General features: G+C 58.4%; 13 protein-coding genes. 8 read left to right on the forward strand and 5 right to left on the reverse strand.

Going from position 1 to position 13,198, the window contains the following annotated elements; translation table 11 throughout:
* Positions 1–660: 660 nt before the first annotated feature.
* From FGA82_RS31050 to FGA82_RS31060, 3 genes are all read left to right on the forward strand, one after another.
* On the forward strand, positions 661–1,023 hold the full coding sequence (locus FGA82_RS31050; RefSeq protein WP_016985602.1) for a DUF6124 family protein: 363 nt from the start codon (positions 661–663) through the stop codon (positions 1,021–1,023).
* Between the two features lie 275 nt (positions 1,024–1,298).
* Positions 1,299–1,604 (forward strand): type 1 fimbrial protein, encoded by a 306-nt coding sequence (locus FGA82_RS31055; protein WP_141130046.1) that lies wholly within the window; start codon positions 1,299–1,301, stop codon positions 1,602–1,604.
* A gap of 111 nt (positions 1,605–1,715) precedes the next feature.
* Positions 1,716–1,955 (forward strand): hypothetical protein, encoded by a 240-nt coding sequence (locus FGA82_RS31060; RefSeq protein ID WP_102901568.1) that lies wholly within the window; start codon positions 1,716–1,718, stop codon positions 1,953–1,955.
* 175 nt (positions 1,956–2,130) lie between these two features.
* Here the strand turns inward: FGA82_RS31060 and FGA82_RS31065 are convergent, their stop codons facing one another.
* The 5 genes from FGA82_RS31065 to norR form a co-directional block, all read right to left on the reverse strand.
* Positions 2,131–2,880: a YkgJ family cysteine cluster protein gene (locus FGA82_RS31065; protein WP_141130047.1), complete on the reverse strand. Its 750-nt coding sequence runs from the start codon at positions 2,878–2,880 to the stop codon at positions 2,131–2,133.
* Positions 2,881–2,963: 83 nt separating this feature from the next.
* Positions 2,964–3,290, reverse strand: coding sequence for a hypothetical protein (locus tag FGA82_RS31070; protein WP_141130048.1), 327 nt, complete (start codon positions 3,288–3,290; stop codon positions 2,964–2,966).
* 155 nt (positions 3,291–3,445) lie between these two features.
* Positions 3,446–3,904, reverse strand: coding sequence for a GNAT family N-acetyltransferase (locus FGA82_RS31075; RefSeq protein ID WP_141130049.1), 459 nt, complete (start codon positions 3,902–3,904; stop codon positions 3,446–3,448).
* Between the two features lie 27 nt (positions 3,905–3,931).
* Positions 3,932–4,834, reverse strand: a complete 903-nt coding sequence (locus FGA82_RS31080; RefSeq protein ID WP_007916955.1) for a chemotaxis protein CheV — start codon at positions 4,832–4,834, stop codon at positions 3,932–3,934.
* Between the two features lie 324 nt (positions 4,835–5,158).
* Positions 5,159–6,718 carry a nitric oxide reductase transcriptional regulator NorR gene (gene norR / locus FGA82_RS31085; protein WP_141130050.1) on the reverse strand — a complete coding sequence of 520 codons (1,560 nt, stop codon included), beginning with the start codon at positions 6,716–6,718 and terminating at the stop codon, positions 5,159–5,161.
* A gap of 164 nt (positions 6,719–6,882) precedes the next feature.
* Between norR and hmpA the strand changes: the two genes are divergently transcribed.
* The 5 genes from hmpA (at position 6,883) to cyoB (ending at position 13,196) form a co-directional block, all read left to right on the forward strand.
* Positions 6,883–8,064 carry an NO-inducible flavohemoprotein gene (gene hmpA / locus FGA82_RS31090; RefSeq protein WP_141130051.1) on the forward strand — a complete coding sequence of 394 codons (1,182 nt, stop codon included), beginning with the start codon at positions 6,883–6,885 and terminating at the stop codon, positions 8,062–8,064.
* 218 nt (positions 8,065–8,282) lie between these two features.
* Positions 8,283–8,843 carry an ester cyclase gene (locus FGA82_RS31095; RefSeq protein ID WP_141130052.1) on the forward strand — a complete coding sequence of 187 codons (561 nt, stop codon included), beginning with the start codon at positions 8,283–8,285 and terminating at the stop codon, positions 8,841–8,843.
* 25 nt (positions 8,844–8,868) lie between these two features.
* Entirely contained in the window at positions 8,869–9,378 is a 510-nt protein-coding gene (locus FGA82_RS31100; RefSeq protein WP_141130053.1) for a disulfide bond formation protein B, read from the forward strand.
* A gap of 842 nt (positions 9,379–10,220) precedes the next feature.
* Positions 10,221–11,162 (forward strand): ubiquinol oxidase subunit II, encoded by a 942-nt coding sequence (gene cyoA / locus FGA82_RS31110; protein WP_007916947.1) that lies wholly within the window; start codon positions 10,221–10,223, stop codon positions 11,160–11,162.
* Between the two features lie 3 nt (positions 11,163–11,165).
* Positions 11,166–13,196, forward strand: coding sequence for a cytochrome o ubiquinol oxidase subunit I (gene cyoB / locus FGA82_RS31115; protein WP_129395411.1), 2,031 nt, complete (start codon positions 11,166–11,168; stop codon positions 13,194–13,196).
* The last annotated feature ends 2 nt before the right edge of the window (positions 13,197–13,198 follow it).

Below are 13,198 nucleotides of genomic sequence, written 5' to 3' on the forward strand. Positions count from 1 at the left end.
GCTGCGCTCCCACCCCCGGATCAATCCCTCCACTCAGCCTTCCGACGTCGCCCGTGGATCAAGATCAAGAGCAGGCGAGCTGACACTCGGCCTATTGAGTGGTGAAGAGCGGGTGTTCGGCTTTGGTTTGCGTTCAACGCGGTATCGCACGTCGGCGTACCTCTCCCAAACACCTCGGTCAGTCCCCTCTCCCTCTGGGAGAGGGTTAGGGTGAGGGGTTTTTGATCTGTTTCAAAATCTGAGTTCAACGCGGCAATCGCACGTCGGCGTAACTCTCCCAAACGACTCGGTCAGTCCCCTCTCCCTCTGGGAGAGGGCTAGGGTGAGGGTTGGCTTTTGGCTGTTTAAATTTGTGTCAAATAACCAGAACCTTCCCACAAGGTTTTCAGGTTGTCCGTCGGACGTGCGCTCTCTAGTCTTGGGTTGTCGCCGAAAACTCGGCGATCGGGTGTGAGAGCCCGTAGGAACTGTTAATCCAACACCAGTACCACCATAATTGCCGCCGGCTATTTGCTGCCCTGCAATTTTTATGGCGGCTGTGTGCGGGCGAACTTCGGTTCGGCCGGGCTTGTTCCTACCGGTTTCTCACTCCGCACATAGCTGCCACCACTCCGCCGCGTGAGAAACGGCATGTGTTGGCTTTTGATTAGGAACATTTTCATGACTAAGCCCGTACCAGATCCACCCATCGATCCCACAACCCCACTCGAAGACGCCATCCGCGCCGACGACCAGATCAAAACCCGCGAAGCCATCAAGCGCGCTCTCGATTTCTACCTCTGCCCCGAACCGGTCAAGCCGCGTCAGCCCAGTACGATGTTCCTCATCCACCCGAACATCGACACCGAAAGCCTGCTCGCCCACGCCTGCGAATCGCTGGCTTCAGCCAATGTCATGGCCGGTGATCTGGCCGACCAGCTCAGTCGCCCGCAGCGCAGTACGGCGCTGGCGATCCAGCAGATCGTCATGCTCGCCGAGCTGGCGGTAAACCGGGCGCTGGATCGGGTTGATCCGCAGACGTAATCCGTCTCAACACCGCGTCATCGTTCTTCGCGAGCAGGCTCGCTCCCACCGTTTGAAACGCAGTCCACCTGTGGGAGCGAGCCTGCTCGCGAAGGCGTCTGACTGGGCAGCACATCTCTAACGGCCATTTTTTGTTGAGCAGTCCCAAAAAGGGATCGATCAGTCCCAATCAGGGACTTATTTGCCCACTACGCTTCTCAAGATCCGTCCCTGCACGCGGATAAACATTGTGTAGCCCGGGTCCTCTGGGCCGCTCACCCCGGGAGTGTCTTGAAATGAAGCTGAAAACCGCTCTGCCGTATGTGCTCCTCTTGCTTCCACTCACAGCCTTCGCCGCGCCGGCCAGTCAATCCGGTGAGATCCGCTTCACCGGGCAAATCGTTGATTCTGGCTGTCAGGTCGGACCGGTCGGGGCGTTTGCGTCTCGTGAGTCTCGCCAGATCGAAATCAAGCCCGGCGTGAAAGTCGATGTCGACACTGAGCGCAACGCCTGCAGTCATCAGGCGCTGCCGATTGCCATGCGCTACGAAGCGCTGAAAACCTCGACCGACAAAGGCATCGTCATCATCAGTTACCTGTAAACCGTTCGGCGTGCGCTGCAAATCTTCAGGTGCCCAACCTTGGCGCACAGGTATACTGCGCGCCTTCGCGGCTCACTGATCGGGCCCGACTTTTTGCTTTCCGGAGCTTTTATGACTTCCCCGACCCTGCCGCCGGTTGACGACGCTGTGAGCGATGTCCCGGCTGAACTGGCCGACACCAGCGATACCAAAGCCGATATCCCGGCGTTCAAGTTCCCGTTCAAACCGGGCGAACTGGCCTCAGCCAAAGGCTCGAACCAGCCGTGGTACAAGAACGGCGCCAAGAATGGCCACACCAAGACCCCTGGCATGGCGCCGCCGGGCACCCGTCGTTCGATGGGCAAGCGCTGAGTTTTAATCCCGCCTGCGTTCAACGTGGCGATTGATATTGCCCGTGCCGGACCTTTCGCTGGCAAGCCAGCTCCCACAGGGTTCTGTGTCGTACACAAATTATGTGAACGCCCGAGATACCTGTGGGAGCTAGCGTGCTAACGATGAGGCCGGTTCGACCTCTGCAAAACCCCGATCAAGCCGCCCGCAGCGAAATGAACGCATACGTCTGCGCCGGCTCAGTCACCACCTGCGCCCCGGCCGCCAACACTTGTCCGGCAACATCATCCCCAGACAAATGAAACACCCACTCACTCGGTGCCTTCGTCAGCGGTTGCGCGGTCACCTGATCAATCACCGAAGCAAAAGCGCTCATATTCGGCAAGTACGCAGTAAACCCGTCACCCTTCAGCGCCGTAGTGCGAATTCCGAGCATCGCGCAGATCGCATCCTTGATGCCGATGTCATCCCGATCCGCCTGGCGCGAGCGCTGAATCAACTCCACCAGTTCCTGATCCGCCAACTCACCGCCGGCAATCAACACCGGCCCCTGTTGCCAGGACTCCGGCGGGCAATCCTTGGCGGCAGGGTTGAGCGGGATATGCGGGTTGATTTCCGCCGGATAAATGCGACACACCAACGGCCGCCGCTCGTAGATCCGGCACAGCTTGTCTTCGTCAAGATTCCGACAGGGGCCGACGTTGTACGCGGCGAAAGTGATCGCCACATGGGCGTCTGTCGCGCCGCTGCGAACGACCGCTGAACGCCGTTCGGCATGTTCACGCTGCTGCGCCGGCAAACCCAGGCCATTACCAAGAAAAGCCTCGACCAACACGATCACTTGACCGCCATCCGCCGCCCACATGCGGGCTTCGGCCAGGGTCAGCGGGACATGGTGATCGGTGCAGCATTTGCCGCAGCCTACGCAGGAAAACGTCGTGTTCATTGAGCGATCTGTCTTCAATCAGGGTGTGAAACGGTGGCGGAAAACCACCGCACAGACGCCGATCGAAGCAAATTATGCGCCACTCAGCGGGTTTTGCCGGTTGGGCGGATCGAGTCCCACTCGGTGACGAAGGCGGTTTTCGACTGTTTGTTGTACAGACACAGCTCGCTGCCTTGCTGGCCTTTCATGTGTTTTTGCGGGTATTGGCCTTGCAGCAACACGGCGGTGTAGCCGACGCGGTCATCGAATTGTGCGGGCGTGCCGACCGGTTTGGCGTTTTTCAGGCCGCTGGCTTTGGTGCAACTGGCGAGTACGGTTTTGTCGTAGGCGGCCCAGGCGTCGGGGCTGGAGGCGTGGGTTTGAGAGGCGAGGGCGGTGAGGCAGAGCAGGCTTAAGGTGATGGCTTTCATGGGGGCATCCTTGGTCGTGGGTGGCCAAGGTTGGAGTGTGCCTAAAGAGTTTTGTTGCCTGGGACACCGCTAAAAGATCGCAGCCTTCGGCAGCTCCTACATGGATATGCGGTTCCCTGTAGGAGCTGCCGAAGGCTGCGATCTTTTGACTTTAATCAGTCCGGCACCAGCTCGCGGCGGACTACGTACATCCCGGCACTTTCATACAACCGCTGCGCCCGCCGGTTGTCTTCCAGCACCTTCAGATCAACAAACCCTTCGCGCCGTTGCTGAAACACCTTGAATGCCTTGAACAACAACGCCCGGCCCAGTCCTCGGCCCTGCATGCGCGGATGCACCACCAGATTCTTGATATAGGCGCTGGTCCAGCATTGCGCCACACCGACCACGCCTTCGGCATCGTGGGCAATAAAGCACAGCGACGGATCGTATTCGGGATCGGTCTCGAATTGCTGCTGCCAAGCGTCCAGCGCCGGCACCCGACCGCCGCCTTCGCGGTAGCCGAGTTGCATCAAATGATGCACGTCCGGCGCCAGTTCGGCGGAGTACGTGCACAGTTCAATACCTTGAGGCACAAGAGCAACCGGCGCGTCTTTGCCAAGATCGCGCCGCATCAAAAAACAATATCTCTCGGCCAAGACTCAGTGCCCGTGGGCGGCGACGTGCTTGGCCGCTTCGATCAGGCAGTGGGTCAGTTCCGGCGAGGAGAACTTGGTCAGCACGCCGTTCGCCCCGGCCAGCCGCGCTTTCTCGCTGTTCATCGCACTGTCGAGCGAGGTGTGCAGCAGCACGTACAAATGGGCGAAGTCCGGGGTCTCGCGCAGGGTACGGGTGAATGCATAGCCGTCCATTTCGGACATTTCGATGTCGGAGACGATCAGGTTGATCTGCTGCGCGGTGCCTTGCAGGTCGAGCAGGCAGTCGATGGCTTCCTTGGCGCTGCGTGCGGTGTGGCATTGCAGGCCGAGATTGCGCAGTGTATGCACCGATTGTTGCAGCGCCACCTGGCTGTCGTCGACCACCAGAATGCGTGCGTTGCCGAGCACATCAGCGTCTTCCATGCTCAGGTCGGTCGGGGCCATTTCGATCTGAGCCGGGGCGATGCTGTGGATAACCTTTTCGATATCCAGTACCTGCACCAGCGTGCCGTCCACCGAGGTCACGCCGGTGATGTAGGCGCGCGAACCGCCGGAGCCGAACGGCGGCGGTTTGATGTCGGTGGTCAGGCAATGGACGATTTTGCTCACCGCCTGCACGTGCAGGCCCTGCTTCGAACGGCTGACGTCGGTAACGATCAGGCAGCCGCCGTTCGGGTCTTCCAGCGGACGTTCACCGATGGCGCGGCTGAGGTCGATGACCGACAGCGAAGCACCGCGCAGGGTGGCGATGCCTTTCACGTGCGGGTGCGATTCCGGCAGCTTGGTCAGCGGCGGGCAGGGGATGATTTCACTGACTTTCAGCAGGTTGATCGCCATCAACTTGCCGCTGCGCAAGGTAAACAGCAGAAGCGAAAGTGAGTCTGCGCGGGCTTTGGTGGAGGACATATGAACCTTCTGTGGAAAGGTGGTGGGCGAGGGTGGAAATCGCCAGAAACTATTGATGCCGGGTTATCGGCGTTAAAGGGGTGGGCTTTAGGTTAGTTGTCGGGTAGTCGGCTTGAGTTGATCGCTGTTCTCTCGATCACTGCCCCTCACCCCAGCCCTCTCCCAGAGGTAGAGGGGGCCGACGGAGGTGTCTGGCGCTTTACATCGACCTGAACGACCGAGTCGATTATGGATTCGGTAAAGCAGATTCAGGTCGGCGTGTTTCTTAAGCATCCCCGGGTAGGTCCCCTCTCCCTCCGGGAGAGGGCTAGGGTGAGGGTGCTTTTAGCCTTTCATGCCCAGACGTTTAGCCATGCGGCCCAAGTTCGCTCTATCCAGCCCCAACTCCCGTGCCGCGCTCGCCCAGTTATCCTGATTACGCTCCAGCGCCGCACTGATCAAGCGCCGTTGGTATTGCTCGGTCGCACTGCGCAAATCCCCACTGATCAGCGGCATCTCCGCCACGACGCCGGCCACCGGCTCAACCGAGTTATCCACAACCTCGTGCGGCAAATCCAGATCCGCCGCGCTCAAACTCAGAATCTTCGGCCGCACCTTGCAGTTGCCCAGCGCCTTCAACGCACTGCGTCCGATCAAATGCTCCAGTTCACGCACGTTGCCCGGCCAAGTGTAGGCGAGCAGCGCTTCCTGAGCGTCGCTGTTCAGGCGCAGGCTGTTGAGGCCCATGCGCGAACGGTTCTGTTCGAGGAAGAAGCCGCTGAGCAACAACACATCGCGGCCGCGATCACGCAGGGCGGGCACGCGCAGCGGGTACACACTGAGGCGATGATAGAAGTCAGCACGATAGCGACCGCTGCGCACTTCTTCGGCCAGGTCGCGGTTGGTCGCGGCGATCAGGCGCACATCAACCTGATGCTCCTTGTCCGAGCCCAAACGCTGTAACTGACCGCTCTGCAAGACGCGCAGCAATTTTGCCTGCACGGTCAGCGACAGCTCGCCGACTTCATCGAGAAACAGCGTGCCGCCATTGGCTAGTTCGAACTTGCCACGCCGGTCGCTGGTGGCGCCGGTGAAGGCGCCGCGCACATGACCGAACAGTTCGCTTTCGACCAGCGTATCCGGCAGCGCGGCGCAGTTGAGGCTGATGATCGGTTTGTCAGCGCGCGGTGAGGCGGCGTGGATTGCTTGGGCGACCAGCTCTTTGCCGACCCCGGTTTCGCCGGTGATCAACACGGTCAGATCGCTGCCGCCGACCAGATTGATTTCCTCAACCAGTTTTTTCAGCGCCTTGCTTTGGCCGATCATTTCGCGGTTCTGCTGGCCGCTGGCTTGACGGTAAACCTCGGCGCGTTGATGTTCGTCTTCTGCGCGATTGGCCAGTCGCTCGATGCGTTCGGCGGCATTGACCGTTGCCGAGGCGAGGCTGGCGAAGGCTTGCAAGGCGTCGAGCTCGATCGGCTCGAAACGCTCGGGGTCGAGGGCGTCGAGGGTGATCAAGCCCCAGATCTTTTCATCGACGAATAAAGGACAGCCGAGGCAATCGTGAACTTCCAGATGCTCGTCGAGGCCGTCGACCAAACCGTCATAAGGATCGGGCAAGTCGCTGTCGGCGGCGAACCGCGTGGGTCCGGCACCGCTCAGTAGAATTTCGAAACGCGGATGCTCGCTGACCTTGAAGCGTCTGCCGAGGGTGTCGGCGCTCAAACCGTCCACCGCCAGCGGCACCAGCGATTCGCCGTCGAGACGCAACAACGCCGCCGCATCGCAGGGCAGCAGGGCGCGCATGGCTTCGAGCAGGCGTCGGTAACGCTCGCCCTCGGGCAGTTCGCGGGACAGGTCGGCGACGAGGGGCAGCAGGGCGGTAAGCAGGGATTTGGCAGTCATGGTCTTGTAGTCAAAGAGACAAGATGTAGTCGGGATGACTATAAAGGTCTTTGAGTCGTTATGACTACTGTATTCTCAACTCATTGATTTATATAAATAAATAAGTTGGCACGAAATCTGATAACCCTAAGGCAACTTTTCAAGAAAGCTCAGGAGTCATTCTTATGCTTAGCGTCCAGGATCGTGCCATCGTCAAATCCACCGTGCCTCTGCTGGAAAGCGGCGGTGAAGCGCTGATCACCCACTTCTACCGCATGATGCTCTCTGAATACCCGGAAGTTCGCCCGCTGTTCAACCAGGCTCACCAGGCCAGCGGTGACCAGCCTCGTGCCTTGGCCAACGGTGTATTGATGTACGCGCGGCACATCGATCAGCTCGACCAGTTGGGCGATCTGGTGGCGAAGATCATCAACAAGCACGTCGCCCTGCAGATCCTCCCGGAACATTACCCGATTGTCGGCGCTTGCCTGCTGCGGGCGATTTCCGAAGTGCTCGGCGAAGAGATCGCCACACCGGAAGTGATGAGCGCTTGGGGTGCGGCGTATGGCCAATTGGCGGACATTCTGATCGGCGCCGAAACCGCCATCTACGATCAGAAAGAGCAAGCCGTCGGCGGCTGGCGCGGGGCGCGTGAGTTCATCGTCGCGGCCAAGGTCGAGGAGAGCGCGGAGATCATTTCGTTCTACTTCGAACCGGCAGACAAAGGCCCGATCCTCGCGGCCGAACCGGGTCAGTACATCGGCATGAAGTTAATCCTCGACGGTGAAGAAATCCGCCGCAACTACTCGCTGTCGGCACTGGCGAACAACGGTCAGTACCGCATCAGCGTCAAGCGCGAGCCGGGTGGCCGCGCGTCCAACCACTTGCACGATCAACTGCATGTTGGCGCGAGCATTCAACTGTTCCCGCCATCGGGTGAGTTCACCTTGGCTGCAAGTGACAAGCCGTTGGTGCTGATCAGCGGTGGGGTGGGTATCACGCCGACGCTGGCGATGCTTGAGGCGGCGTTGGAAACCGAGCGGCCAGTGCACTTTATCCACTGCGCGCGCAATGGCAGTGTGCATGCGTTCCGTGACTGGATTGATGAACTGGCTAAGCGTCACCCGCAACTGAAGCGCTTTTACTGCTACGCCGAAGATGACGGCGTGAGCCCGGCGGCGGACCAGGTTGGCATGTTGAGTCAGGAGTTGCTGGGCGAGTGGTTGCCGCAGCAGCGTGATGTCGATGCTTACTTCCTTGGGCCGAAGGGCTTCATGGGTGCGATCAAGCGGCATTTGAAAGCGCTGGGTGTACCGGAGAAGCAGAGCCGTTATGAGTTCTTTGGGCCGGCTTCTGCTTTGGAGTAATCCAGAACCGAGTTATCTTCATTCGCGAGCAAGCTCGCTCCCACAGGATTTGTGTTCGACGCAGATCCAATGTGGGAGCGAGCTTGCTCGCGAAGGCCGTTACGCGGTGCTGATTCTTAAAAAGTGTTTAAAGGTTAATCGTTTCTTAACCGGTTTATCGTTTATTCCCCGATGCTGATGATAGGCGCTCGTTCGTTTACATGATCAGGATCGCCCCCATGTCGCACCTCACCTTCGTCCGTCGTTTCAGCTTCGCAGTCATCGGTCTTTCGGCCGCCTGGCTGGCCAGCCCGTTTGCTTCTGCCGAGTCTGCCCTGATAAAACCGCAGAGCCTGATCATTGATCAGAGCCTGCCCAGGGCACAGGTCGAAGCCATGGAACTGGCAGCACGGCGTTATGGCAGTTTCTGGAATTCCGGAGAAGAGGCGTTGGCCACGGCGGCGTTGTCGCCGCAGTTTGTCGACCAGACGCCCCCCGAAGGTCGGGTGCAGGGGCCGACCGGGCCGTTGCTGGCGTCGAAGTTCTTTCGCACGGCCGTGCCGGACTTGAGTTGCGACATCGAGCAAATGATCATCGCCGGGGATCGCGTGGTGGTGCATCTGCACTTTCGCGGGCACTTCAGCGGTACGTTCAAGGCTCTCAAAGGGCAGGGCCAGCGTGTAGACTTCCGGGCAACCGATATCTATCAGATTGATAACGGTCGCATCGCGGCCAATTGGCATATCGAAGACAACATCAGCTTGATGGCGCAACTGCAAGCGCAGCCGCCGGCCAGCTGAACCATGGACATATAAAGGAAACGCGATGAGCGAGGAAACGATTCGACTGGGACGTGAGCGGCGCTTTCTGGTGCTGCTGGGCATCATCTGCCTGGCACTGATCGGCGGAGCGCTGTACATGCAGATCGTGCTCGGCGAAGCGCCGTGCCCACTGTGCATCTTGCAGCGCTATGCGTTGCTGCTGATCGCGCTGTTCGCGTTCATCGGCGCGGCCATGCGCACGCGCCGTAGCATCACCGTGTTCGAAGTGCTGGTGGTGATTTGTGCGATTGCCGGGGCGGCGGTGGCCGGGCATCACGTGTACACCCAGTTCTATCCGGCGGTGAGCTGCGGCATCGATGTGCTGCAGCCGATTGTCGATGATCTGCCGCTGGCGAAGATCTTCCCGCTGGGCTTCCAGGTCGACGGTTTCTGCTCGACGCCGTATCCGCCGATCCTCGGTCTGTCGCTGGCCCAGTGGGCGCTGATGGCGTTCGTGCTGGTGGTGATCCTGGTGCCACTGCTGACCTCGCGTAACCGAAAAGCACTGCGCTGAATCAACTAATCGGCAGTCTGGCCGATACAGAAAACGCCTCGATTTGCGTATCAGCATATCGGGGCGTTTTGCATTTCAGAGTGTTTGTGAAAACACCGTGACGGACAGCAAGGCAGGGTGCGGCAGGTGTGCGACATGTTGTCACACACGCGGTGTCGCAGGCCGCTTCAGTGACATGGAATCGGCCGTTGTTACAAAAAAGGATTGGTCTGTTTCGGCGGTTTTCGGCTTTAGCACGCGAGTGCCAGAGCAGGCAGTTTTAACAAGCGCTGGCATATGGCCAAAAGCCTTGGGTTATCGGGGCTCGCGCTGTTCGAGCCTTCGGAAAAACCCTTCAGAGCTGTCTGAACTGACGCGGGTACACCTACAATTTTTGGTGTTTTTGTTGAGAAATGTTTTCGATAACATGCGGAACTTTTGCAAAAATGGCGATGGATTGTTGCTCGAACGGATAAAAATTATTTCGGGATAAGACATGGTGTATAGGGCGCTACCTATCTACAATCGCCCGCACTGAATTCCCGGCACTGTTCAGCCTTTATTAAGGAACGCTTTTTATTAAGGCGCTGCGCAGAAAGTCGGGTGTCGAGTGAGTCGCAAGGCTTCCAAGACACCCAGGTGTCGGTGCCTTCCAACTTTCCGCACCAAATGGAATTGGTCTGTAACAAGGCCTTTGACCACGAATTCGAATAAGAACTGACCGCTGTCCCAGGTTTTGTCGAGCGTCTGACGCGCGACGGGCGGCCCTTATTCAATCCAAAGAAAATGCCAACCCTTGGCAGGGTGAAGTGTTGGCGATCAAAACCCAACTGCATTGCGCAAGCTGCTTTAGAGGTCGTGAGATGAGTAAAAACAGGTACCCCAGATTACTAGGCCTAGTGCCGCTGCTCGGCACGTTGTTGCTGGGAGGCTGCAACATGACCTTGCTCAATCCAACGGGCCAGGTTGGCCTGGAACAGCGAAACCTGATCATCACCGCGACCCTGCTGATGCTGTTGGTCGTCGTGCCGGTTATCGTCATGACCTTCCTGTTCGCCTGGAAGTACCGCGCGTCGAACAAGAACGCCGTCTACACCCCGAAATGGTCGCACTCGACCAAAATCGAAGTGGCAGTCTGGACCATCCCGGTCCTGATCATCATTGCCCTGGGTTACATCACCTACATTTCGACCCACGAACTGGACCCGTATCGTCCGATCCAGTCCGACGTCAAGCCTGTGACCATCGAAGTGGTCGCGCTGGACTGGAAGTGGCTGTTCATCTACCCGGAACAAGGCATTGCCACGGTCAACAAGATCGTGTTCCCGGCGCACACGCCAATCAACTTCAAGATCACCTCTGACGCTGTGATGAACTCGTTCTTCATCCCGGGTCTGGGCGGCCAGATCTACGCGATGGCGGGCATGCAGACCAAGCTGCACCTGATCGCTGACCGCAACGCTGAAATGGACGGTATCTCCGCCAACTACAGCGGCGCGGGTTTCACCGGTATGAAATTCAAGGCTATCTCCACCACTCAGGAAGATTTCGACGCCTGGGTAAGTGAAGTCAAGAAGTCACCTAAACAGCTTGATCAAGCTGAATACGCGGCACTTGCCAAACCGAGCCAGAACAACCCAGTCGAGCTCTACTCCTCGGTCACGCCGAACCAGTTCCAGATCATCGTCGACAAGTACGAAGGTATGAAGCCGGGCAAGCCGCTGAAGCACGAGAAGAAAGAGAAAGAAGTGGCGGCCACGGAAATTGACTCGAGTTCGCATTCAGCTGCCGGGGCAGAGGAGTAAACGATGTTTGGTAAATTAAGTTGGGAAGCAGTCCCATTCCACGAACCGATCGTGATGATTACCATCGCCATGATCGCGCTCGGTGGTCTGGCGCTGTTCGCTGCAATCACCTACTTCAAGAAGTGGACGTACCTGTGGACCGAGTGGTTGACCTCGGTAGACCACAAGAAAATCGGCGTGATGTACATCATCGTTGCCATGGTCATGCTGCTGCGCGGTTTTGCCGACGCCATCATGATGCGTACCCAGTTGGCCATGGCCACCGAGGGTTCGCCTGGCTACCTGCCACCTGAACACTATGACCAGATCTTCACCGCTCACGGTGTGATCATGATCATCTTCATGGCGATGCCATTCTTCACCGGCCTGATGAACCTTGCAGTGCCGCTGCAGATCGGCGCGCGTGACGTTGCGTTCCCGTTCCTGAACTCCCTGAGCTTCTGGCTGCTGGTATCCGGCGTAGTACTGATCAACCTGTCCCTGGGCGTCGGCGAATTCGCCAAGACCGGTTGGGTTGCCTATCCACCATTGTCGGGTCTGCAATACAGCCCTGGCGTGGGCATGGACTACTACATCTGGGCGCTACAGCTATCCGGGTTAGGTACGACGCTAACGGGGGTTAACTTCCTCGCGACCGTACTGAAAATGCGTACCCCTGGCATGAAACTGATGGACATGCCGATCTTCACCTGGACCTGCACCTGGGCAAACGTTCTGATCGTGGCTTCGTTCCCGATCCTGACCGCTACCCTGGCACTGCTGACCCTTGACCGTTACATGGATTTCCACATTTTCACCAATGAACTTGGTGGCAATCCAATGATGTACGTCAACCTGTTCTGGGCCTGGGGCCACCCTGAGGTTTACATCCTGATCCTGCCGGCATTCGGCATTTTCTCGGAAGTGATCTCGGCGTTCACCGGCAAGAAACTGTTCGGCCACCACTCGATGATCTACGCCTCGGGCGCGATCTCGGTACTGGGCTTCATGGTTTGGCTGCACCACTTCTTCACCATGGGTTCGGGTGCCAGCGTCAACGCCTTCTTCGGTCTGGCGACGATGCTGATTTCCATCCCGACGGGTGTGAAGCTATTCAACTGGCTGTTCACCATCTACCAGGGCCGTCTGCGCTTCACCAGCCAGGTGCTGTGGACTCTGGGCTTCATGGTGACCTTCGCCATCGGCGGCATGACCGGCGTACTGCTGGCCATCCCGGGTGCTGACTTCGTTCTGCACAACAGCCTGTTCGTGATCGCGCACTTCCACAACGTGATCATCGGCGGTGCGGTATTCGGTTACATCGCAGGTTTCGGCTTCTACTTCCCGAAAGCGTTCGGCTTCAAGCTGCACGAAGGCTGGGGTAAAGCAGCATTCTGGTTCTGGATCTCGGGCTTCTTCGTCGCCTTCATGCCGCTCTATGCACTGGGCTTCATGGGCATGACCCGTCGTCTGAACGCCACCACCAACCCTGAGTGGGTACCGTACCTGTACGTTGCCATGTTCGGTGCGGTGATGATCGCTGCCGGTATCGCCTGCCAACTGATTCAGCTGTACGTCAGTGTGCGTGACCGCAACAAGCCAGAGAACATTTGCGATCACGGTGACCCGTGGAATGCACACACTCTGGAATGGTCGACCTCGTCGCCACCACCGTTCTACAACTTCGCTGTGCTGCCAAAAGCTGACTGCATCGACCCGTTCACTGAAGCCAAGGAAAACGGTACTGCGTACCAGCAACCGGCCAAGTACGAGCCGATCCACATGCCGAACAACACCGCCACGGGCGTTGTGATGGGCGCGCTGTTGACCGTGTTCGGTTTCGCGATGATCTGGCACATCTGGTGGCTGGCGATCGCGAGCCTGGTAGGCACCGTCGTCTACTTCGTGATCCACGCTGCACGTGACGACCAGGGCTATATGGTTCCGGTTGAAACGATCGAACGTATCGAAGCCGAGCAGCACAAGCGTCTGGTCGCGGCAGGGAAAATCCCGGCCTCCGCCACCCGTGTTGAAACCTCGTTGGAACAGGCTTAAAC

The organism is Pseudomonas fluorescens (assembly GCF_005938625.1).
GTDB lineage: Bacteria > Pseudomonadota > Gammaproteobacteria > Pseudomonadales > Pseudomonadaceae > Aquipseudomonas > Aquipseudomonas fluorescens_BD.